This is a genomic window from Desulforapulum autotrophicum HRM2, from assembly GCF_000020365.1.
Lineage (GTDB): Bacteria > Desulfobacterota > Desulfobacteria > Desulfobacterales > Desulfobacteraceae > Desulforapulum > Desulforapulum autotrophicum.
Genome location: NC_012108.1, coordinates 2,262,988 through 2,287,083 on the forward strand (window position 1 = coordinate 2,262,988; position 24,096 = coordinate 2,287,083).

Genomic DNA, 24,096 nt, shown 5'->3' on the forward strand with positions numbered 1-24,096 from the left:
TTATGAAATGGCATGCATGAATTTTTATCGGGCAGCTCGCTTGCCGCTCCTGCTCATGGTCTTGATATTTGCAGAATCCTCCATACCCATGGATGGCGGACCACATGATATCAAATTCCTGACTGATTTAAATCCAAACCTTCAGAATCTGCTCCATATTCCATTATATGCCTGTTTGGCTTTTCTGTGGTTCAGGTCATTTTCACGATTAAGGGTCAATACTGCCAAAGGGGTGGTGTTGGCCCTTTTTATTACCATCTTGTATGGAAGCCTTGATGAAGTGCATCAAACTTTTGTGCCTGGTAGATATGGCGGCCTTATCGATATCTATTTGAATACCGTGGGTGCTGTCATCGGTATTTTCCTGTTTAAATTATGGGCACACGTACCATTTGGATTGTCAAAGTTGGACACAGTAAAGAAGTATAAAAATAAATAAAGCATTTACCCAGGAGGCAGGCAGATGCAGATAACCCATTTAGGAGGCGCAGACTGCGTCACTGGTTCCTGTCATCTTCTCCAGGCAAACGGCCTGAACATCATGGTAGACTGCGGCGCTGTCCAGGGCAATGACACTGCCGTTCCCATGGAACGCTGGCCCGTACAGCCCTGTGACATTGATTACCTCTTTCTCACCCATGCCCACGTGGATCACATCGGCCAAGTGCCGGATCTTATCGATAAGGGGTTCAAGGGGGTGATCATCTGCACCCATCCCACTCTGGAGATTCTTTTTCCCATGCTTGAGGATGCCATGGGCTTTTCCGACAGGAACCCCAGCCAGATTGAAAAAATAAAAGCCAGTCTTGAAGACCTTGCCTGGGGATTTGAATATGGCAGGACTTTTGACCTCAAGGCTGGTATCCGGTTTAAGCTTGGCAATGCAGGACATATACTGGGATCCTGTTTCATCCGGTTTGAATCCAGTGACCCGCCATGGTCGGTTGTGTTTTCAGGCGATCTTGGCCCGCCAGATACCCCGATTCTTCCAGCTCCTGATATCTCGGATCCCTGTGATCTCTTGATCCTGGAATCCACCTATGGGGATCGCCTCCATGGGGATAGAAAGGAGAGGGTAGGGCGCCTTGGGCGAATTCTTTTAAAGGCCCTGTCTGACAATGGCAAGGTGTTTGTTCCGGTGTTTGCCCTGGGCCGGTGCCAGGAGTTGATTTATGAGATGGACCGGATCTTTGGTGGATGGGAGCAGGCAGAAAAAATCCCGGTGTTTGTGGATTCGCCCCTTGGACTGCAAATTACGAACATCTATTCCAAACTCTCCGAATACTGGGACGGGGAGGCAAAGGCCCTGCTGGATGCCGGGGATCATCCCATTGATTTTAAAAATCTCTATGCAGTGGAAAACCATGGGAGCCATGCCCAGTTGACGGATATCAAGGGGCCAGCAGTCATCCTTGCCGGAAGCGGCATGTGCACGGGGGGCAGGATTGTTAATCATCTCAAAAAGGGGCTTGAAGATCGACGAAATGACCTTCTTTTTGTGGGGTATCAGGCCCAGGGCACGCCGGGCAGGGATATCGTTCGGTATTCGAAAACCCGGGGCGGATATGTCCGACTCGAGGGCAAAAGGATAAATATCAAAGCCCGGGTGCACGAGTTGACCGGTTATTCTGCCCATGCCGATCAAAAGGATCTGGTCAACTGGGTCAATGCCATGGAAAAAAGACCCAAGGGAATCAGGCTGGTCCATGGTGATCCTGAGGCGAAACAGGCGCTGTTTAAAAGGCTTTTTTCTTAACCAGATAATGTATGTGTCTTATTAAAAAGCAGATCATTGATCTTTTGGTGGCAAGTCTGATTCCCGCAATAGACGTTTCCCATTGCCATAAATATTCTCATCCTCGGTGTTCTTGGAATGTTTTTAAAATTATTTGGGATTATTTAGGAGCTGTCGACTCCCCCGTGAAAGGCCCTGCTTGCTTTTGTGAATGCGTTGGATTATAACTTCTCAAGTTAAACAATCAGAAATGGTTCTTATTCATAAAAGTATGTGTTTGGTTATAGCAGGTTTTAAATAAATATGGTTACACAATATTTTCGGAAGCTTAAAAGGAATGCTTTACGACTTCTTCCCTCACCCATAAGGCGTCAATTGATACGGCAGATTATACCGCCGGTTCGATTAAATCTTGACAATACTATTTTCAGGTGTGCAGACAGCTTTGATGATTATATAAAGGCTTTTCGACTGGTGCATGATGTGTATGTCCAGGCAGGATACATGGACCCTCAACCCTCGGCCCTTCGCATCACCCCCTATCATGGGAATCCCCTTTCCCGGGTTTTTCTGGGGATGTACAAGGTCAAGAGCCGGGAAGTTCCCATTTATACCGTCAGCATGTTTCCCGATTGTGAGGAACAGGGACTTCCCATGGATCAGGCATTTAGGCGGGAGCTGGACTGTCTGAGGTCCCAGGGGCGGATGATGGTGGAGATCGGTGCCCTGGCATCGGACCCGGATCATCGACAAAACAATATGAATATCCCCATGCTGGGCAATCGTATGGTTCAGAAATACGCCTTTGATTACTTAAATGCCCATGACATGGTCATAACTGTTCATCCCAAGTATCGATGGGTTTATTCGGATCTTCTCCTGTTTGAGGAAATTGGGCGTGTGGATCAGTATGGGTATGTTAGAAACAATCCCGCTGTTGCCATGCGGCTGGATTTGACAACAGTTGAGGAGCGATACCGAAAGGTGTACGGGCATATGCCCAGAGAAAAAAACCTTCACCGTTTCTTTTTCGAAAAAGAATCTTCGTCCATTGTTTTACCCAAAACAACCAGCATTTTTAATAAGGATTTGGTGAGAAGCCTGTTGAATGATTCCTTGGTTTACGAATCTATGACTTGCCGGGTTCGGCAGGAAAATAGGAAGGGTAATATTCCGGTTCAAGTCCAGAGAGCATTATTTTAAGCATATCAGGGTCGTTTTTGATCAGATCCTTTTCCACCGTTTCAATGATACCAAGGTAGGGGATTCTTTCCCCATGATATTGCACAGGTTCCCCGATCTGATGAAAAAGGAATCCATATTTTTTAAGGGCAAAAAAGAGCTTTGTTTCAGTAATCATATACCAGTGGCTCAACCCTCGCCTTCGGCTTTCCTGGTACATAGCCTGGTATAACCCCAGTACAATAATGGGGTTTTTCCTTCCCAGCATCTCTTCTGGGATGGGCCCATCGTCTGGAAGTATCCCCCCCTCCTTTTCCTTAAGATAGGACTCCACGCCATACATCCCGTCTTCTTTCCTGCGTCTTAAGTCCTTGCTTACCGTCAGCCGGGATATCTCTGCTATTTTGCTTCTGTCTGGTTTCTCACCAATAAAGGTGGTTTTAACGGCATGCTCAATGGGAAAGCCCTTGTCAGAATCAAGCACCAGGCGGATGGTTCCCACAACAGAGTCGGTATCGTTTAAACAGGCAAAATGGATGGAGTTGTCTTCATATTCATCCGTTTCAAGGCCGTCAGGGTGGTCCTCTTTTCGTTCAAATCCGAACTCCTCGGCATAGACTTCATATCTCATTCTGAATGTATCTTTTTTCACATCATCGTCGTCAACGACCCCGAATCTGAATTTCCCGTAGGTGAGTGTATTTTTGATCATAGTGAACAGACCTTGTTTTTAAATTGACTGCAAGGAATAAATTGGTTACAGATACAGATAGTTTAATTTAGGAGCGTTCACCTGTTTTTGTCAAGTTTTTTTACCCGGGTTGAAAATTAGGACCTTATGATCAAAACCATGACCCACTATAGATTGTTTTTTTAGCACCATACATACCATTCCCAATGGGATTTGTTTTTACGGAATTCAGGGAGAATTATAATAATGGATATTGGTTCAATGAGTGAGGTGCTTCGCTCCTTTGGTATTAGATCAAAGGAGGAGTATTTTGCCCAGGCATTTTCGAGGAATATCGGTCTTTTTACGGATCAGGAACAAAAAATGCTGGCCCAGGCGAAAGTTGCCATACCCGGTATGGGCGGTGTGGGGGGGGGGCATCTCATAACCATGGTAAGAACCGGCATTGGCAGATTCGCTATTGCAGACTTTGACCGGTTTGAGCCGGTGAACGTGAACCGTCAGTTTGGTGCCCGGGTGCCTGAATTCGGCAGACCCAAACTTGAGGTGATGAAAAAACAGGCTCTTTCCATCAATCCCTTTCTTGAGATGGATCTCTTTCCCGAGGGTATCAATGAAACCAATTTGGATCGTTTCCTGGATGGGGTTGATGTGGTTCTTGATGGACTGGATTTTTTTGAGTTTGAAGTTCGACGAATGCTCTTTAAAAAGGCTGCGGAAAAGGGTATCTTTGTAATCACGGCGGGCCCAATGGGATATAGCTCTGCCATGCTGGTTTTTGATCCCGGGGGCATGGGATTTGATGAATATTTCAATATTACCAAGGGTATGCAGGACAAGGAAAAGTATCTTTCTTTTGCCCTGGGACTCGCCCCCCGGCCCACCCATGTGAAATATATGGATTTCAAGAAGGTGGACCTTGATTTAAAGGCAGGACCTTCATTGAATCTTGCCTGTCAGATCTGTTCGGGCATGGCCGGCACAGAGGCCGTCAAGATTATTTTAAAAAAGGGAAAGGTCAGGACTGTTCCTTCTTATGTCCAATATGATCCATTTCTTCAGAAGCTTAAAAGGGGAACCCTTGTTAGGGGAAACAAAAATCCTGTTCAGAAAGTTAAGCTTAAAGTGGTTAACTACCTGCTGGAACGAAATAAAATTAAATTTTATACCCCGGAACCTGAACGTCCTGAATATGAAAGTCAAGCAACGATTGTCCCTCAACCGGTTATTGATTATATTCTCAGGGCCGGTATCCAGGCCCCTTCAGGAGACAATGCCCAGCCTTGGCGCTTTGCATCCAATGAAAATCAGATATTTCTCTATCTTAACAGGGATAAAGATCGGTCTTTTTTTAATGTCAGGCAAATTGCCTCTATTATTTCCTGTGGGTGCGTACTTGAAAATATGAGAATTGCAGCATCAGCCTTTGGACTTCAGGCTGAAATAAAATATTTGCCTGATTCTTCCAATAGTGATCTGATGGCTGCGGTGTCTCTCACCCAGGAAGAATGCCCAAAGGACAAGTTGGCTGATGAAATCTGGAAAAGACATACCAATAGAAAGCCATACAACAGAAAATTTGTCCCAGATTCAGTACTTGAGTCGTTACACAAAACCATCGATTCGATTCCCGGGGCAAAACTTCACTTTATTACCAAACCCGATGATCTGAAGAAACTTGCAAAAATAATTTACCAGGTAGACCAAATAAGAACTGAGCACCGTCCTTTGCATGAACATCTCATGGAGATGATCCGGTTTACTGATCACGACGCTTTGGCAAAAAAAGACGGATTTCCATTAAAAAATCTTGAGGCGGGCGTAGCTGGGGAATTATTTCTTAAAGCCACAAGACTCTGGGCTGTCATGAACATTGTGAACAAGACAGGTTTGGGCAGAATGGTGGCAGTCCAGTCTTATAAAGGGATACTTGATTCATCCGGCGTCGCACTTTTTACCGTTGACGGTCAGGAGGACAAAGATTTCTTGAAAGGCGGTCAGGCCCTGGAACGGACCTGGCTTACCTTGACTTCCCAGGGACTCGATATGCAGCCCATGACTGCTGTTACCCTGTTTTATCTTCGCTGGATATTAAATGGAAAGGATGAGTTTCAAAGAAAGCATCAAAAGGTTCTTGAAGGGATTGAAAAAAAATATTCTTCACTTTTTGCAGGTTTTGATTTTAAAAAGGAGAGCCAGGTGATGCTGTTCAGGTTTGGTTATGGTGAGCCGATTAAATGTAGAACGCTGCGAATGGAAACCCCAGCCATGATTGTAAAAAAATAGATGATAATATAGATAATGGTGGCAAAATTATGAAAACGGTTGTTCAAACCGAACAAGTTTCAAAAACTTTTTTGCTGGGCAAAACTAAAGTCCAGGCATTAAGTGAGATAACCATAGATGTGTTTGAGGGTGAGTTCCTCGCCATAGCCGGACCCTCTGGAAGTGGAAAAACAACGCTGCTCAATCTGATCGGCTGTATTGATCAACCAACAGAAGGGCTCATCAAAATAGACGGAGAGGTTGTGACTGGCCTGTCATCCAACCGGCTTGCAGATATCAGAATGGCAAAATTATCCTTTATCTTTCAGACCTTTAATCTAATCCCTGTTTTGTCTGCCTATGAAAATGTAGAGTACCCTTTGTTGAAAACGATAAAAAATAAAAATGAACGTTTTGATCGTGTGAGTGCTTCCTTAAAAGACGTTGGTCTTGAAACATATATGAAACATCGACCGGATGAGCTGAGTGGGGGGCAGAGACAGAGAGTGGCCATAGCAAGGGCCCTGGTGACTGAACCCCGGATTATCCTTGCGGATGAACCCACTGCCAACCTGGATCAGAAGACAGGTGAAGATGTTTTGAATATTATGAAAAGCATCAATGAAGATCATAAGACCCTGTTTATATTTTCTACCCATGACCCTAAAGTCATGCAGATGGCATCTCGTATTATCCGAATCACAGATGGCCGGATCGTTGATTACAATTGTTTTGACCGCCGCACGAATCAAAAAAAAACTTTTTCTTCTGAGAATCTCAGAAGAGAGAAAGGCAGAAGGGACTTTGACAGGTAAATAAAATGAAACTACCCATCAGTATAAAACTCGCCATAAGAAACGTTTTTAGAAATAGAATCAGAACCATCATTACCCTTGCAGCCATTGCATTTGGTTCTGTCTCAATTATCATTGCTGGCGGTTTCTTTGAAGACACGTTTATGCTGATGAGGGAGGCTGCTATTCACAGTCACTTAGGACATATTCAAATTTATCGCAAAGGGTATAATGATCACGGTTCATCCGCACCATTTGACTATTTAATTGAAGAGGCTGATGTCGTAATGAACAAGATCGCATCCTTGGATAATGTCGAACTCGTTACACCAAGAATTATGTTCTCAGGGATGATCAGCACTGGAGAAAATACTGTTTCTGCTTATTGCCAAGGTGTTAATCCTCAAGGTGAAACGACACTTAATAAAATAGAAAATATAAAACGTGAAGCTTCTGGACTTAATATCCAGGAAGGATCAAACCTGACACCCGGTGACAAATTTGATGTGATTTTAGGCAGAGGTTTGGCCAAAAATCTTGGTGTAAAACCGGGGGATTCTATTGTATTACTAACAAACACAGTTGGGGGATCAATCAATGCGTTTGATCTGATTGTCAAAGGTATCTTTTTTACTGCCTCAAAAGAATTTGATGACCGCGCTTTAAGACTTTCTATTGATACTGCTCAAAAGCTTATCAGAACAGAGGGGATTCAAACTTTGGTTGTAATGCTTGATAAGACGGAAAATACTGAGCAGGCTAAAGAAGAAATTTTAAAAACCATCCAGTCGATGGATGCAGAACTCGAAATAAGGACGTGGAATCAACTGGCAGATTTTTACAACAAAACTGTTGAATTGTATGGCAGACAATTTTTTATACTAAAACTGATTATTACTATTATTGTTATTTTAAGTATTTTTAATACCATTAATATGGCAATTTGGGAAAGAACTAGGGAAATTGGTACAATAATGTCAATGGGGTACAAAAAAATTGATATCATGAAACTCTTTTTAGCAGAGGGTTTAATTCTTGGCGTTCTGGGAGGAATCTCGGGTATCGTGCTCGGGATAATTACGGCATGGATTATTTCCTTTTTTGGAATCCCGATGCCCCCACCACCCGGAGCAACAGTCGGGTGGACAGCCTTCATTAAAGTTGTACCTGACCTATTGGTTTCATCAATGATAATATCGGTCGTTGCATCGCTGTTCTCATCTTTTTATCCTGCATTTAAAGCCTCAAATCTTGTTATTACGGATGCACTAAGACATTATTAGATTATTAGGGAGTATTTTTATGGAAAAATTTTATTGGATTTTTTTTAGTTTTTTTGCCTTTAGTCTTTTCTTTTACGCCGGCCCTGTTTTATCTGAAAATATAACACCTCAACAAATACTGCAATACGCCGATGAAATAAGAAGTCCGCAAGCGGATTACAGTGTGATGGCAAAAATAACAAGTCAAAAACCAAACAAAAAGGATAAAATTGCAATTTACGAAATACTCATGAAAGGACAGGACAACACAATTATTAAAACATTATCTCCTGAAGTTGATAAAGGCACGTCTCTTTTGATGTTGAGATATGATCTGTGGGTTTTTTTACAGACTATCTCAAAACCTCTTAGAATTTCTTTACAGCAGCGCCTTTTTGGCGAGGCAGCCAATGGTGATGTCGCACGAGCAAACTTTTCTGGAGATTATGATCCTGAATTAATAGATATTGTGACAATCAAAGGAAAAACTTTTTATCTTTTGGAACTGACAGCAAAAAATGAAAAGGTGACTTATCATAAAGTAAAACTCTGGGTGATGAAAGATACTTATTATCCTTTAAAAGGTGAGTTTTATGCCTTTTCAGGGAAACTGTTGAAAATATGTTACTACACAAATTACAAATTAATTCTTGATAAAATGCGACCTACTCGATTAGTTCTTGATAATCCACTTGTCAAGGGGCAAAGAACCGTTATTGATTATGACAACATGATCCTGGATACCTTTTCCGATAAGATATTTACAAAGAATTATATGAAAAAATTGAAGTATTAACCAACGGGTTTCAATTTATACATGTTTGCCAAAACAGCCAAAAAATATACCGGTTATGCAATTCTTTTAATCGCCTTGATATTGACATGTAATGTAAATTTTTGTTTGGCCCTTCCTTTAACCAAACTTCTTAGTGTAAAATATCGTCAAACGTTCAGAGTCGAATCCATAGAATTGTGGTTGAGCAACGCCTCAGATTATGTGACTTGTAATTTTCAAAATCCTGATCGATTTGTCATCGATGTTAAAAACTGCTATTTCCCTAAGATTCATGATGTCATTGAAGCAAACTCAAAATATATATCAAAAATTAGAATTTCACAGTTCATGCACGATAGGGTTAGGATCGTAGTTGATCAAAAGATCGTCACCCATATCCATGTTGATAAAAAAGCATTAATTAAGGGTATGGTTCTCATTTTGTCAATTCAATTGCCAGAGTCTGGAGTAATTTTTGGGAAACAGGGAGGTGCTTTTGAAAATGATTCTGATGAGAATCTGGATGCATTATTTAATGTATCGGAAGAGGGGGCCAATGCCATACCCGATATCATACCCAATGAAGAGACAATAGGTGAACAGCCATCTTTCATTGGTGAACCTTCTAAATTATCAATAGATGGTGATCTTAGAAATGAGACAGCATACCGAATCTGTAAGCCACATCGATTCTCAAAGATTAAAAACATACTCAACCTAAAAGCATCCGGGGCCTTATCGGGTAATTTATCCTATACCATGGGTTCCAGGTTTTCTTATGATGCGGTTTTTGATTTAAATGATAATTATAATAACACGGTTGAAAACGATCAAAGGACCAATGTTGACATAAGAGATGCTTACCTTGACTTTGGTTTTGGAAATTTTGATTTCCGGCTTGGTAATCAGCAGATTGTCTGGGGCCAGGCAGTTGGATTGTTTTTTGCCGATGTTGTAAATCCCAAAGATTTGAGAGAATATATTTTGCCTGATTTAGATCAGGTAAGAATTCCTGTGTTTGCTGCAAATATGGAGTACTATTATAGTAGTGGTTACTTTCAAATGATATTTATTCCTTTTCCTGAATTTAACGAGTTTGGAAAATCAGGATCTGAATTTGATTTTTCCAAACCGCTTTACAGCCAGAATGCCGATATTGTTATCAACGACCTGTCAGAGCCAGCGAACAGTCTTGACAACAGTGAGTTGGGGTTTAGAGCCTCCATCCTAACCGATGGTTGGGACATGTCCCTATTTTATTTATATGATATGTATAACTTTCCTGTGAATTACAGGGCGATTTCATTAAATGCATTAGGTTTGCAACATCCAGTCACCATAACATATTCACCCAAATATGAAAGAGTTCACAGGATTGGTTCCACTTTTTCTAAAGCGGTGTGGGATGCCATTCTTAAAGGAGAGTTTATTTACAGTAACAAAATGTTTTTTCAATCGTCTGTTGCTTCAGACCTGGATGGGATTGAAACGAGTGATTCACTTGACTGGCTCCTTGGTGTTGATTACACCTTTTTTAACGCTTTGGAGACAAACTTCCAGTTGATGCAAAGTATCATCCTTGATTATCAAAACAGTATGATACAAAAAGAAATTACAACATCTTTTTCTATCTGGCTGAAAACAGGGTTTTTTGAAAATCTGATCGAACCTGAACTTTTTTTTGTCTCAAGCCTTGATAAAAAAAATTATCTTTTCCGCCCCAAGATTACCTATAATCATAATAATAGACTTAAATTAGTTCTTGGTGCAGATATCTTTTACGGAGAAACAGATGGAAGTTTTGGTGTTTTTAATGAAAATGACAGAGTCTATATAGAAGCGTTGTATAATTTTTAAATGCACTTTCCAATAGATTATGTAAAAAAGCAAATGCTATAATTGTTTTTCAATAAAATTAGATATTATTTGTGAGCCTGTAAATGCACCATTGATTTGTCCCAATTGTTTGTTAATTTTTGATAATGCTATTTCCATATCAGAGTTACCTGATGTTATTATTCTGATTTCATTTTCCAGATGGACCGGATTTGCTAACATATCATTCATGCTTATTTTTTTTCCTACATGTAGATTTTCGACCATTCTCATATTGAAATCCTGGTCAGGGATGGTGGGGATACCGATGATTGGTTTGCCAAAGGTGAGCGCCTGATATATTGTCCCATTACCACCATGGCAAACAACAAGATCCGCCTTTTCCATGATAGTGTCACCATCCATAAAGTCAGTCACATAAATTTTTCCTGGAATGGATTTTATTTTATCGGTCTGCTCGCCGGTAGTAATAACACTTATCATATTTTCTGCAACCTTAAATGTGTCATAAATTTTTTCAAATAATCCTGATTCACCAGTCGTTCCCATTGTTATATAGGATAGCTTTTTTTCTCCTTTATCAATTGGCCACCAGTCAGGAAGAATTTTTGATTTTGGGGCTTTCCATGTAACAGGTCCTATATAGTGATAATTGGAAGGCAGATTTTTTGTAGGAAAAAATTCCGGAATATCCGCCATCAGTGTTAAATTAACACCGCAAAGACAATTTGTGGCAGTAACCTCACGTTTTAGTTGGTATTTTTTTGATAATCTTTTAAATATTCTCATCATATTATCAAAAAAGAATATTTCAAATTTGAGATTTAGCGGATTCAATAAATTGGAGAAAAAACTATTTATAGGGTGTTTGTCGTCAGTAAGGCCATTAAATAAAGGGAAATATGGGATTGCCCGATATGCAGTGGATGAAGCATTTACAATGGCAGCATGTTTTAAGCCTGCTATCTGGGTGGATATCATGGCGGAGAATCTGCCATCAGTTATGACAATATCTGGCTTTAATTTTTCAAAAAGCCTCAAATCGCTTTCAATCATCAGGTCTAATGTATCGTTATCAACAAAGTTGAGTTTCCTATTCCTGATATTATTAAAAAGGATGTTAGGATCTGGTTCATATGCTGAATGCACCTCAAAACCTTCATCTTTAATAAAATGTATTTTACTGCTGTCGCCTCCAAATGAAATTTTGTAGCCCTGTGAAGAGAGTCGTTTTGAAATCTCAAGTGGTCTACTCAGATGTGAAAGAGTGTGAGTATACGGAAGTACTAATATTTTACAGTTTGAAAGCTTCATAGTCATCTATATGATACTGTTATAATAAATACAAAAAGGAGAGATGGAAACCTCATCTCTCCCTTTTATAACTATTTAATAACTATATCAAGCTATTTTCTTTTTTTTCTTCCAATGGCAGAAAGACCAAGAAGGCCTACACCAAAAAGAAGCATGGTCGTTGGTTCCGGGATTGCATTCAAATGAGCTGGGTCATTGCTTTCAAATACCCAAGGCGAGACAAGATCTATATCTGTACCATCTCCTATATAGTCATCATTACCTTCCAGTTCACTATTAGCATAGAATTGAACAGGGATTCCAACTTCTGGATCGGTTAACAGTGGGAAGGTCATACCTGTAGCATAATAATCCATTACAGACAAACCTAAATATGACTTCCCAATAAATTGATCAAGTCCTGTTCCCTGCGGTGTAATAAAAGTGTAAGCATAATCTGTAGATTCAACCATACCTAATGTGATCCATTCATTACCATCAGTCGCAGTAAGAATATCTTCAGCAATTGTACCATTAGTATTGAAAGCAGTAGAATCATCAGAATAAAGTTTAAAAGCTTCTTGGCCATTCAAACCAGTTGTAAATGTATCATTATTAAGCGTAGTGAATGTGTCAGTTTGTGCTAAACCAAGTGTGATTTTGTTCCCTTGAATTCCAGTGAATGGACCATAATCAAAAGTTGCTGTTTCAATGTTTGTTATTTGCTGTGCAAAAATACCAGTAAGTTCATCTACGCCTGGATCAAAGGACCAATGTGAAGGCTCAGAACCGACTTTAATGTTTTGGACTTCTAAAATTCCCACAAATATATCACCTATCGTAAGTACTGGTATATCAGTTGGATTAGTATAATCTAATTCGTAATAGTTTCCTTGGCTATCAGCACGGTAAACGGTTTCGTAATTATTGTAATAGAGACGATTGTTTCCATACTCTAAGTATGGAAGTGCATTCGCAGCAGGTGCAATTATTGCGCATACAGCTAATATTAATAAAAAGTTTACTAATTTCTTCATTTAAAACACCTCACTAAATTAAAGTTAATTAAAGTTACTTTGAGAAAACCTTAAACTTGCTAATTTTACGAATCACCTCCTACATTTAAATAAGTTATATGTTTATTTTCTTCTATACGAGATGCATTGCAAATAAGATGCCAGTATTCTATTTTTTTAGAATAAAAAATTTTCCAGTCTTTAAGATTATTACGGGAGATTAAACTTGAATTTTTCAAGATATTATAATAAACGTCACCGGCCTATGGGGGCTGGTGATGGTGTTTTAAAAGTGTTGTCGTTGAAAATTAAAAAAGTCTTATCAATTGCCTTTTTTACATGATTTCAAATAGGCATTCAAGATTGTCAGGGTTGATCGTTCTCTCTCAAGAGTCTGTTATTGTTCAGATTTATGTGTTATTGGAACAAAGGCGTTTGTACAAGAAAATTACCAGCGGATAAAGTACTTGCTTCAATCCATTAATGAAATGCTTCCCAAACCCATTAGTAGGCCTGATGGTTTATCTTTTCTTTGAAAAGATTGGTGGCGTAAGATGGTCTGGAGCCTAAAGGAATATGGGGGTGGGCCGCACCAGCTTAATGGTATCATGGGTATTATGGGAGGATAGTTAGGTGATGTTTGATAGAGGAGTGGGTTGAGCTAACTCGCTGGTATTAAATGTCAAAATCTCATAATTTTTTCGTTTTATGACCCTGACGACTCTTTTATTTACCGAAAAAGCCTTTTCATAAGGAAGGTATAGTCAAAGTTGTTTAGTATTATTCTGATTTCAACAGTGGTGTTTGTAGTTTTTCATATTTCATTAATGAAAGGGCATGGTTGTTGATCTCTGAGATTTGGAAAAAAGGATATTTAATTCATATAAATTGTGTAATTTTTTTCATATTTTTATGAATTAAATATCTTAGGGACGCAGAAATAAATATATCCACATAAAAAGGCTCTAACATGTTCAAGCACCCATGGTGCTGGACATTATCTCGATTATAGTTTATGATCAACATGGAAACTTAAATTAAAAAGCGAGGGACCATGTCCGACCATACTCATTTGCAAGGTCTATTACCAATTGACCATTTAACTCCAGAATTGAAATTATTTTTCAATGAAACCCGAACCAAATTCAGAGCTCCTGACATTAAGCTTGAAGAAGCCTTATTTTAAAGGGTTTTGCTTGACTTTCGGGTGTAAATGTGGTAGCTTAAAAAGCATCAAAAAAGGAGAAAACGATGCTTCAAACCTACATCCCATATTGCTCAAAAAACACCACTCCGATCAATGAAAAAATAGCAATGGATAGTGATGATGACCAGGTTGTTTTTTTCTCAGCCACCGGACCTGTTTTCGCTTTTCAAAAAAATGATAAATTCGCCAAAAGATTGGCCCAGGGTATTCTTGTTTCCCTAAAGCTTGCAAGCGTTACTGAAGTGTCAAAAGCCCTTGATCTAAACCGAACGACGGTATTGAGAAATTTTAATATTTATAAAGAGAAGGGACCTGAAGGCTTCATTGATAATCGGCCAAATCGTAGTCCCTACAAATTAACTAAAGAGAAACAGCAGATTGTCAAAAGCCTTCTGGATAAAGGATCTACACTGGCTGTTGCTGCTGATGAAGTTGGGGTCAGCGATGGTTGCATCCGCAGGGCCATAAAACAAGGCCTCATTGTAAGGAAGGTCACCAAACCCGATCAGACTAAAGATAGCGTAAAATTAAAAGGACCGGCCAGGCGATCCCAGGAAGACATCAATTGTAATGCCGGTATTGCGACTAAAAGAGAGGAAGAACGGTTGCTGGCACGTAAGGGCGATCTGACAGAGGCGTTGCCCGAATTTTCACCCAATGAAGGCGTTCACTACGCTGGTGTTCTTCTGGCGTTGCCGTTTTTGGCGGGCCTGAGTTATCTTGATACCGGCAAAAAAGTGTACGGCTCCCTGAAAAAGGCATATTACGGCTTACAATCGATTTTTTTAACCTTTGCATTCATGGCACTCTTGAGGATGAAAAACCCGGAACAATTAAAGAACGGGAATCCCGGAGATTTTGGAATAATACTTGGCCTTGACCGCTGCCCCGAGGTCAAGACGCTAAGAAGAAAACTCAATGAGCTTGGTTTGCGCAATAAATCAGGCAAGTTTATGGAAACCCTAAGCCGCGCATGGGTAGAGCAAGACAAGGATATTTTGGGGTTTTCCTACATCGATGGTCACGTGAGACCCTATCATGGCAGGAAGCATACCCTGCCCATAACCCATGTGGCAAGACGGCGCCTTTGCACGTACCTGGAAATTTGAAAGATTTTTAAACCGGTTTGCTGGCTTGCCCTGTTATTGTCTAATGTTTTTCAAATGTAACTCTGACAATGCTTTTGCAAGGGGAAAAGAACAAAAATAGTTCATATTACGATCCGCGTGGGCAAAAAAATAAAAAAATTCCGATCAAAAAGACAAGGTGTCTTGATAATGTGTTAAAAACAGAACCGATTTCAACACCCTTCATTAGATGAGAATTATATGTATTTCACAAAAAGCTTTATAACCCCTGATTTTATGATCGACGTATTAGAAAATCTTTGGCTATCTCTAAAAGATAGATTCGATCCCCATACCATTGTGGTTAATCTTGACAATGGACCCGAAAATAACAGTCATAGAAGCCAATGGATAAAACGATTGATCGAATTCGCAAAAAGCAACTCCGTTAGTATCAGTTTGGCTTACTATCCACCATATCATAGTAAATACAATCCAATCGAAATAATTTGGGGCGCATTAGAAAAGCATTGGAATGGAGAGATTTTTGATAGTGTTGACAAAGTCCTTGGATTATGTAGAACAATGCTCTGGAGGGGTAAGACCCCCGTGGTAAAAATGATACATGGTAGTTATGCCAAAGGAGTTACGTTGACCAAAAAAGCTATGGCAAAACTGGAACAATTTTTGATTCGAATTCCCGGCATTGAAAAATGGGCTGTTGATATCACTGGATATGAGTGACGGTTGTGGAATTATTTTTTTCTGCGTGCCTTATATAAGGGTACATTGGTTCCCAATGACAAGACGTTCTTTTACTACAATTTAAGCATCAAATTTGGATAAATTTCCCGAGAAGTAACAATATTTAGACTCTTTGCCGTTTCATGTGTTTAAGTACGGCTGTATACCCAAGGGTATTTTGCCTTGGTTTGATATCGTAGCATGAAAAGGCAGAGCTATAATGGTCCAGCCCTTCGGGTGTTCACAAGCTCGCAGCCTCGACAGCTCTTATTTTTCATGCTTTTTGGTGACCAGCGACGGCGATGGGAGCGCGACATCTCACTCAAACTCTGGGAGTTGGAATTGTCATTCCTCATCGATATGACTCATATTATTACCCACTCGAAATGGCAAAGAGCCATTGTTTTTAACGTTGAATAGAGCCATTAGTTCTTTATCTTTTTTAAAATTGCCATTGCATGGTCTGAGCCGTCAAAATCTTTGTTTAACTCAAGTGCCTTTTCAAGTTGCGTTACGGCAAGGGCCTTGTCCCCTTTTTTAAGGTAGGTCAGGCCAAGGTGATAATGGACCACGGGGGCGTCAGGGATTTTTTCAAGACTGTCCAGGAGTTCGCTTACAGCATTGCCGTACAATCCTTTTTTGTAATACACATAGCCCAGGGTATCCATGACGCCGGGATCATTGGGCAGTTTCTTCTTAGCGATCCTGGCGAGGGCGAGGGCCTGGTCAAATTTGTCCGTTCTTTCGGCCAGGTGATAGGCTAGGTTGTTAGCGGCAGGGGCGTACTCCGGGTTGATTTCAAGAGCTTTTCGATAATGCGCCTCCGCCTTATCAAAAGATTTATCTGTCTCATAGATAGAACCCAGCATCATGTGGGGAGCGGGAAGGTTAGGATTTTTTTCAAGCAGGGTGAGGTATTGGATGACGGCCTTTTCCCTGTCCTGTTCAGCAAGGGCTATTCTGGCAATGGCACCATAAGGCTCAAGATAATCTGGATTAGCCTCAATTGCCCTATAATAGGCATCCTTGGCCTTGTTCGTTTCTTTTTGAGCAAGGTAGAGGCTGCCCTCAAGGTAGTTGATAATAGCCAGGATTTGTGGTTTATCCTTTGCACGTTCCAGTTGCTTTTGGCAGAGGGCATGAGCCGTGTCCAATTTGTTCTGGTTGGTATAATTCTTTAGCAGAAGCGTGAACACATCCAAAAGCATGTTGTTCATGTCCATTGCCTGGTTAAGATAGCTCTCTGCCACGTCATACTGTTTGAGGGCTGATTTTAAAAAACCCATTTGATAATATCCGGCAGGGTTTTCAGGGTCAAGCGCGATCAGGGTTTTAAAGCCAGCCTCTGCCTTTTGAATTTTGCCCGTGTTCATATGGGATTTGGCAGAAATCATGGCAGCCCTGTAGTTGGAGGGATTGAGCTTCAGCACTTCAGCGGCTTGGGCCTGGGCAAGGTCAAACGACCGTTCATGGAAATAGATGTCAGCCAGGAGGAGATGGGCCTTGAGGTAGCCGGGGTTGAGTTCCACAGCCCTTGCAACGGCAGCCCTTGCCATGTCGTTTTCCTGAAGACCGATCTGGCAAAGGCCCTGGAAGTAAAGAACCCTGGCATCCTTGGGGTCTTCTTTTTCAAGGTCCTGGAGCAGCATCAGGGCCTGGCTGAATTGTTTTTTGGAAACAAGGATTTCGCTTTTAAGCATCCTTGCCTGCCTGAATTTGGGCCGTTGTTTGAGCATCTCAGCCACCAGGGCCTCGGCAGCATCGACCTGTTGTTCCTTATATTGGAAGCGTGCAAGGGTGGTTTTCACAGCAATGTTGTCGGGCTGTATGGCCAGGGCCTTTTGGTACATATCCAGGGCCTTGTCTCGGCTGTTTGTGATGTCATAAAAACCGGCCGCCGTCATATAGGGTTTCATGGCCTTTGGGGCAAGTTCAACCGCCTTAAGGTAGGCAGCCTCGGCTGATGGGTTGTTTCTCTTTCTGAAATAAAAATTGCCAAGGATGATCCTGACGTCGGAATTTTCTGAGTTTTTTTCAACTGCCGCCAACAGTTGAGCTTCGGCGTCCTTGAACCTTTTTTTGGCAATAAGAAAGGTCACAAGTGCCAATCTTGGCTGAATGGCTGCGGTGTCCACATCAACCGCCTTGACCAGCAGGGCTTCTGCCTGTTCAAACTCCTGTTTGAACATTTTAATCCTGGCAAGGGCCTGGAGGGCATTGATGTGGTCCGGTTTTTTATCGATGATTCGTTCAAGAAGGGTGGATGCCGTGTCAACATCTTTTTCCTGGGTAAGGATCTGGGCCTTCAGGAAAAGGGCATCTGTGTTGTCTGGATCAAGCTTAAGCACATGTTCGATTTTTTCCTTTGCCTTTTCCAGGTCTTTGCCAAGAATAAAAAAGCTTGCAAGTTTTACCAGGGCGTCCTTGTTGTCAGGATCATGGGTCTCAACCTTGGTATAGGCCTGGAATGCCTCCCTTGGGTTTCCAAGTTTCATCAGGGTTTTGCCGAGAAGGGACCAGACCTGGGGGTCGTCGGGCGAAAGTTGAAGGGCGTTGCGGAACTCGATTTCAGCCTTTTTGTATTCTTTGTCGGAAAAGTATTGTTCGCCGCCTTCTATATGGCTGATCTTTTTTTCCTGGTCTGTTTTGCAGCCTGTAACCAAAAATATGATTGCAATGATGATTAAAATGCTTTTGAGCTTCTGAGGCATGTATCCTCCAAGTCAACAATTTATGAAATGCTTTGTTTTTTTTTGTAAAAATGATAACTATCGTTTATCACTTTTATTATGTGTTACTGATATTTTTGTCAAACAAAAAACAAATTAGAAAAAAGATTCAATATTGTGACGCTTAAACCGTTTTGTACCATGATTCTGGTTTTTTTTATAGTTCTGCCGGGAACTGCTGGAGCGTGGTTTGATGGGGGCCGGGAGTGTCGGCCATTTTCCACGAGAACCGATTTTAATTCCTTGGAATCATCGGGCAGCCTTGCCGTGTATGATGGTATTGCAGCTGGATCTGAAGGGGTTGTCGTCCCCCCCAACCCTTTTTTTGTTCCCGTTGATACCATCAATCTGGATATCCCCCTGACCCTTCTGGTGAAGACGCCTGTCTCATCCATGGAGGCCCTTGATCGGCTCATGGTTGCCAATATGAGACTCAAGCTTTTGATTGATGAGTACAACGCCCTTCAGAAAAGGGCTGATGCGTTGTTGAAAAGCGTTTCCATTCCCTACCTGGATTCCCCAAGGCCACCCCCTGGGAAGGGTGGGGGGAATAGTCTGGATGACCAAAAAAAAAGGCTTGACACGCGGCTGGGTGGAATTTTTTTTGAGGGGCATGCACTGAATAAATCGCAATCGGCCCTTGTGAATTTACCTCCCCTTGGTTTTACCACAGGCGGTGTGCCTGCAGGGGGTAAAGGTTCTTCAAAAAGCATTCCACCCAATGCCTCCCCCCCAGGGGAGAACCATAACAGTACACCAACCACCCAGGGAGTGGTCCCCCTGGGATCTGCTTCTAATACAAAGGATCTGCCCTGGATATTTGCCCTTTTTCTGAATGCCTCTTCCTACTGTCTCACCCACCGGTTGGAGGCTGTCCTTTATGGGACATTTCTATTTCTCTTTGGTTACCTTCTTTCCCTGCAGGTTCGCCATGGCAAATAAAAAGGTTTTTTTCCTATTAGCGGCGGTTTTGTTTCTGGCCTGGTTTTTTTTGCTCAGACAAACCATAACCTCATCCTTTGAGCAAACTGGGGATCTCTACTTTGCCCAAAGGGATTACAAACAGGCCATTGTTGAATGGGAAAAGGCCCTGGGTCAGGGGTCAAACGACCCCATAATCATGGGGAAAATCGGCAATGCATATTTGCGGCTGGCAAAGTTTGATCGGGCAGAAAAAACCTTTGAACGGGCCGTTGAGTTGGACCTAGGGGCTGTTGATATTCATTTTGAACTGGTTCGGCTAAGCCTTTTAAATGGTGAGTTTGCCTCTGCTGAAAACCGATGCGCCCTGTTGAAAACCAAGGTGCCCTTCAATCCTGAGGTGGAGATTCTTCTCGGGGATATGGCTGTTCTGGGCAATCATATGGAACAAGCAGAGAAGTTTTACCGCAATGCCGTGGACCTGTCCAACGGTTCCCCCCGTTCCTTGATAAAGCTTGCCACCTGTCTTGTGATGCTTGGAAAGCGTCAGGAGGCCGATACCCTTTTTGCCATTGCTGACAAGACTGGGATGCAAAGCCCCCGGGTCCTTGTCCAGATGGCGGATTATTTTTTTGTGTCGGGCAGGGATGAAGATGCCGAGGCGTGTTTGGTCGAGGCGCTCAAAAAGGAACCCAAGGACCTTGATCTCAAAGTTCGGCTGGCCCGGTTTTATCGCTCCACCCATGCCCTTGAACGGGCAGAGACTGTTTTTGCCGCCCTTGTTGCGGATGATCCGGCCAACCTCTATTTTAAGAAAATGGTTGGGGACATTTACATCTCTTTGAACAAATTGAATAATGCCGAACAAGTTATCAGCGACATGGGACAACTTCTCCAGAAGCCTGATCCTGATTTTGAAATGCTCCAGGGCAAGTACTGGCTTTTTAAGGGTAACTATGTGTATGCTGCCACCCATTTTAAGTCGGCGGTTGATCTTTCACCGGGATTTTTCTGGGCCCATTATCTGTTAAGTGTTGCCTATCTCATGGGGGGCCAGAATCAGCTGGGTGAAAACAGCCTTGAAGACGCTCTTTATTTCTATCCTGATCAGCCCCAGGCCCTGCTGTTGATGGCGTCGATCCTGTATAAAAAAGGGAAATATTCCCTGGGTCTTGACTACTTGAACCGCCTAAAGGAAAAAGCGCCTGAAAACTGCCGGGCCCATCGATTGACAGGTTTAAACCTTTTGGCCCTTGAATCCTATGAAAAGGCCAGGGTTGCATTTACCTCGGCCCTTTTAATTCGCCCTGAAGACCCGGCATCCCTTTATTTGCTTGGCATAACCGCCGAGGCCATGAACATGAAGTCCCTGGCCATTGCGTGTTACACAAAGGTCCTTGACAAAAATCCCAGGCTTGTTGATGTGATCCATCGCTATGCCTCCCTTTTAATGGGTCAGGGCGATCTAAAGGCGGCCGATGGTTTAATGGCCCGCCTTTTGGATAAAAACCGTGACAATCCCTATTACCATTATGTTGCTGCCCTGGTGGATGTCAGGGCCAAACGGTTTGCAACGGCAGAAGATCATTTTAAAAGGGCAATTCTGCCTGGAAAGCCCCTTGGGGAGGTTCATGTAGGCCTTGCTGATCTTTATATCTCCCAGGGCAGGATATTGGATGCTATTTCCACTCTGGAGGCTTGTACCTCAACGATTCCATGTTTTGTAGACGCCTGGACAGGTCTGGCTGGTATCTATCTTAAAACCGATAAACCCCTGGAAGCCCTGGCTGTGATGGAGCGGGCTGAAAAGAAACTGCCCGATTCTCCTGCCATCCTTGGCAACCTTGCCTGGCTTTATCTTGAAACCGAGTCTGACCTGAACCTTGCCCTGGATTTTGCCCGAAAGGCCTATGAACTAAGTCCGGGTGATCCGGCCATTTCCGATACCCTTGCTTGGGCATACTACAAAAAAGGAGCCTTTTCCCAGGCTGCCGGGCTTCTTGCCTCGGTTGAAGAAAAGGATCCGAAAAATGGCGTTGTCCTGTACCACCACGGCATGACCCTCTACGGCCAGGGCAAACTTTCTGAGGCCGTTGAAAAATTGAAAAAAGCCGCTAAAACAGCGCTTGGGGAGGCAGATCTCAATCAGATCAACGAAATCCTTTCCCGTATAAGCAGCCAAACAGCGGTCAAAGTGCCCCATGCCGTGTCAACAATGGGTGATAAATTTAAATTTGATACCTTTGAACTGGAAAAATCGCCTTTTCAGGAAACCCAGGATGCCATGCAGAGCGAAGAGATGCTTCAACCCCAGTGGCAAAATTAGAGGAAAATTATGGATAAAACAAAAATAAATAAGAAAAAAAAGATATTGGTGACACGAAAATTTCCAGAGGTCGGCTTAAAATTGCTCGAACTGGCGGGGTTTGATCTGACCCTTCGATCAAGCGACCGGCCCATGGCTTTTACAGAGCTTGTTGAACGTTCAACGGGGCACCAGGTAATCTTGTGCACGGTTGGCGATGGGATCAACAGGGCGTTCCTCGAACATTGCCGTCATTTGGAGCTGATTTCCCAGTTTGCCGTGGGGTTTGACAATATCGATGTGGATACGGCCACACGCCTTGGCATTCCCGTGGCAAACACCCCGGATGTCATGAGCGAGGCAACGGCTGACATTGCTTTCGGGCTGATGATTGCAACGGCAAGGAAAATGTTTTTTCTTCATAAAACCATTCTTAAGGGGGAATGGGGCTATTTTGAGCCAAAGGCAAATCTTGGCATGGAGTTGACGGGAAAAACCCTGGGTATCTTCGGTCTTGGCCGCATTGGGGAAAAAATGGCCCAACGGTGCAAAAACGCCTATGGCATGTCCGTGATCTACCACAGCCGTAATCGGAACCGGACCGCGGAAAAACAACTTGGCGCCGTATGGGTGAGCTTTGACGAGTTACTGGCCCAAAGCGATGTTTTGTCTGTCCACTCTGTGTTGAGCGATGACACCCGCCACCTCTTTGACCGAACCGCCTTTGAACGGATGAAATCCACCGCTATTTTTATCAATACGGCAAGGGGGGCGATTCACCAGGAGTTGGATTTGATTGAGGCCCTTGTTGCAAAAGAGATCTGGGGTGCAGGGCTTGATGTTACAGACCCTGAACCCATGGCAGCGGACAATCCACTCTTGTCCATGGATACGGTTTGCGTGCTGCCCCATGTGGGATCGGCCACCATGGAGGCAAGGGATGCCATGTCACGGCTTGCGGCAGAAAATATTATTGAATTTTACACTAAGGGTTCAGTGACACATCTGGTGAACCCCGGGGTGTTCAACTAGTGTTTGAACGAAAAATCACCCATCTGCGGCGTTGCTGCAAAATCCTGCCAAATTATAAGATTGGCCTCACGTACAGTAGTACGCTCCGGTTTCAGAATTTTTTGCGCCTTGCATATGGGCAATTTTGTGAGCACAGCTCCTCTTCGAACCGCCCAAACACAGGTTTCCGGTCAGCCACTAATTAACCCTCCTGTTTTGCAGGCTGTTCCACCGGGCGTTTTATTCCGTTTTTGTTGACCACGATAAGGCCTGTTGTAACAAGGGCGATTGAAACCATCAGGTTTGCCGTGAGCGGTTCATTGAGCAGGAGGACGCCGAAAAATACGCCGGAAAGGGGCATGATAAAAACAAACGAGTGGAGCAGGGTTGTGCCGTAGCGTTTTACCAGGGTGTTCCAGGCGATAAAGGCAAAACTTGCCGTTACAAGTGCTTGATACACCATTGCGCTGATGATGTCCGGGTTGAGGAATCGAACCCTTTCATTGTCGACGAATAAACTGCCGATAATGAGCAAGGGCAGGGCAATTGCCATGGGGTAAAGTGTGATCTGTACGGGATGGAAATCGTGGATGATTCGTTTGACATAAACCGCGTTGCAACCCCAGAACAGAACAGCCGCAAGCACGATCATATCGCCTTCCAGCCCATGCCCTGTCAGGGTCACCTTATCGGAAAACAGGACAACAACACCGATGAAACCAATGAGAAGCCCGGTTGTTTTTTTCCAGGTAATGGTCTCGCCTGGAATAAAAAAATGGGCAAGCACCATGATAATAAAGGGAAGGGCGTTGGAGATCAGGGTGCCGTGGGAGGCGGTTGTCTTGCTCAGTCCTGTGTAAAAGAGAGCGAGCTGGCAGAAAAAGATGACGCCGGAGGGAACCAGCTTTAAGAATTGAATGGCTGTTATTTTCAGGGGCTTTTGGGTCGAAAAGGCCCATGCCCAGATGACAAGGGTCGCTATAGAGAACCTCAGGGCGGCCGTGGTATAGATACCAAGTCCCACCAGGCTGATTTTGATGGCAACGGCATTGGCGCCAAACAGGACGCAGAGAAAGGCGGTGTATATTGCCGTTACTGGTGGCAGGGAGGTCTGCTCGACCATGGGCTGGCTAACGGTCAACCTCCTCACCATTTGCCATGACAATTAATTTCATTGCCTTCTCCTTGTTCCAGGGGTTATCGTTTCTGCATATCTATCAGTAAAAGCGGTTGTTTTCAAGTGTGCATATAAAGATTTATGGG

Annotated in this window: 18 protein-coding genes; 13 read left to right on the forward strand and 5 right to left on the reverse strand. The window is 42.8% G+C overall.

Annotated features, from left to right (window positions below):
* Window positions 1–16 precede the first annotated feature (16 nt).
* From HRM2_RS25155 to HRM2_RS09990, 3 genes are all read left to right on the forward strand, one after another.
* Complete coding sequence (locus HRM2_RS25155; protein WP_015903893.1) at window positions 17–439, forward strand: VanZ family protein; 423 nt, start codon at window positions 17–19, stop codon at window positions 437–439.
* A gap of 24 nt (window positions 440–463) precedes the next feature.
* Window positions 464–1,756: an MBL fold metallo-hydrolase RNA specificity domain-containing protein gene (locus HRM2_RS09985; protein ID WP_015903894.1), complete on the forward strand. Its 1,293-nt coding sequence runs from the start codon at window positions 464–466 to the stop codon at window positions 1,754–1,756.
* Window positions 1,757–2,038: 282 nt separating this feature from the next.
* On the forward strand, window positions 2,039–2,938 hold the full coding sequence (locus HRM2_RS09990; protein ID WP_015903895.1) for an N-acyl amino acid synthase FeeM domain-containing protein: 900 nt from the start codon (window positions 2,039–2,041) through the stop codon (window positions 2,936–2,938).
* On the opposite strand, the gene HRM2_RS09995 is transcribed toward HRM2_RS09990, so the two are convergent.
* A complete protein-coding gene (locus HRM2_RS09995; RefSeq protein WP_015903896.1) occupies window positions 2,865–3,629 on the reverse strand; it encodes a PEP-CTERM/exosortase system-associated acyltransferase in 765 nt (254 codons plus the stop codon). The genes HRM2_RS09990 and HRM2_RS09995 overlap by 74 nt on opposite strands.
* A gap of 225 nt (window positions 3,630–3,854) precedes the next feature.
* On the opposite strand from HRM2_RS09995, the gene HRM2_RS10000 reads away from it, so the two are divergent.
* The 5 genes from HRM2_RS10000 to HRM2_RS10020 are packed head-to-tail and all read left to right on the forward strand — an operon-like array spanning window position 3,855 to window position 10,561.
* Entirely contained in the window at window positions 3,855–5,894 is a 2,040-nt protein-coding gene (locus HRM2_RS10000; protein ID WP_015903897.1) for a ThiF family adenylyltransferase, read from the forward strand.
* Window positions 5,895–5,923: 29 nt separating this feature from the next.
* Window positions 5,924–6,688, forward strand: a complete 765-nt coding sequence (locus tag HRM2_RS10005) for an ABC transporter ATP-binding protein (RefSeq protein ID WP_015903898.1) — start codon at window positions 5,924–5,926, stop codon at window positions 6,686–6,688.
* A 5-nt stretch (window positions 6,689–6,693) separates the two neighbouring features.
* Complete coding sequence (locus tag HRM2_RS10010) at window positions 6,694–7,950, forward strand: ABC transporter permease (RefSeq protein ID WP_015903899.1); 1,257 nt, start codon at window positions 6,694–6,696, stop codon at window positions 7,948–7,950.
* A gap of 19 nt (window positions 7,951–7,969) precedes the next feature.
* Window positions 7,970–8,725, forward strand: a complete 756-nt coding sequence (locus HRM2_RS10015; protein WP_015903900.1) for an outer membrane lipoprotein-sorting protein — start codon at window positions 7,970–7,972, stop codon at window positions 8,723–8,725.
* A gap of 21 nt (window positions 8,726–8,746) precedes the next feature.
* On the forward strand, window positions 8,747–10,561 hold the full coding sequence (locus HRM2_RS10020) for a DUF1302 family protein (RefSeq protein ID WP_015903901.1): 1,815 nt from the start codon (window positions 8,747–8,749) through the stop codon (window positions 10,559–10,561).
* Between the two features lie 36 nt (window positions 10,562–10,597).
* Here the strand turns inward: HRM2_RS10020 and HRM2_RS10025 are convergent, their stop codons facing one another.
* Both HRM2_RS10025 and HRM2_RS10030 read right to left on the reverse strand, forming a co-directional pair.
* Window positions 10,598–11,854, reverse strand: a complete 1,257-nt coding sequence (locus tag HRM2_RS10025; protein WP_187149355.1) for a glycosyltransferase — start codon at window positions 11,852–11,854, stop codon at window positions 10,598–10,600.
* Between the two features lie 92 nt (window positions 11,855–11,946).
* Window positions 11,947–12,870 carry a PEP-CTERM sorting domain-containing protein gene (locus tag HRM2_RS10030; RefSeq protein WP_015903903.1) on the reverse strand — a complete coding sequence of 308 codons (924 nt, stop codon included), beginning with the start codon at window positions 12,868–12,870 and terminating at the stop codon, window positions 11,947–11,949.
* 1,230 nt (window positions 12,871–14,100) lie between these two features.
* Between HRM2_RS10030 and HRM2_RS10035 the strand changes: the two genes are divergently transcribed.
* Window positions 14,101–15,165, forward strand: a complete 1,065-nt coding sequence (locus tag HRM2_RS10035) for a putative transposase (protein ID WP_015903904.1) — start codon at window positions 14,101–14,103, stop codon at window positions 15,163–15,165.
* 219 nt (window positions 15,166–15,384) lie between these two features.
* Window positions 15,385–15,867: an ISAzo13-like element transposase-related protein gene (locus HRM2_RS10040; RefSeq protein ID WP_015903905.1), complete on the forward strand. Its 483-nt coding sequence runs from the start codon at window positions 15,385–15,387 to the stop codon at window positions 15,865–15,867.
* A gap of 425 nt (window positions 15,868–16,292) precedes the next feature.
* Here the strand turns inward: HRM2_RS10040 and HRM2_RS10050 are convergent, their stop codons facing one another.
* On the reverse strand, window positions 16,293–18,578 hold the full coding sequence (locus HRM2_RS10050; RefSeq protein ID WP_015903907.1) for a tetratricopeptide repeat protein: 2,286 nt from the start codon (window positions 18,576–18,578) through the stop codon (window positions 16,293–16,295).
* Between the two features lie 135 nt (window positions 18,579–18,713).
* On the opposite strand from HRM2_RS10050, the gene HRM2_RS10055 reads away from it, so the two are divergent.
* The 3 genes from HRM2_RS10055 to HRM2_RS10065 are packed head-to-tail and all read left to right on the forward strand — an operon-like array spanning window position 18,714 to window position 22,854.
* A complete protein-coding gene (locus tag HRM2_RS10055) occupies window positions 18,714–19,538 on the forward strand; it encodes a hypothetical protein (protein WP_148214597.1) in 825 nt (274 codons plus the stop codon).
* Window positions 19,528–21,843 (forward strand): tetratricopeptide repeat protein, encoded by a 2,316-nt coding sequence (locus HRM2_RS10060; protein ID WP_041273192.1) that lies wholly within the window; start codon window positions 19,528–19,530, stop codon window positions 21,841–21,843. The genes HRM2_RS10055 and HRM2_RS10060 overlap by 11 nt, the downstream gene beginning before the upstream one ends.
* Window positions 21,844–21,891: 48 nt before the next feature.
* The gene (locus HRM2_RS10065) at window positions 21,892–22,854 is read left to right on the forward strand and encodes a 2-hydroxyacid dehydrogenase (RefSeq protein WP_232364245.1); all 963 of its coding nucleotides are present in this window, start codon (window positions 21,892–21,894) and stop codon (window positions 22,852–22,854) included.
* A 181-nt stretch (window positions 22,855–23,035) separates the two neighbouring features.
* On the opposite strand, the gene HRM2_RS10070 is transcribed toward HRM2_RS10065, so the two are convergent.
* Window positions 23,036–23,986, reverse strand: a complete 951-nt coding sequence (locus tag HRM2_RS10070; RefSeq protein WP_015903911.1) for a DMT family transporter — start codon at window positions 23,984–23,986, stop codon at window positions 23,036–23,038.
* Window positions 23,987–24,096 lie beyond the last annotated feature (110 nt).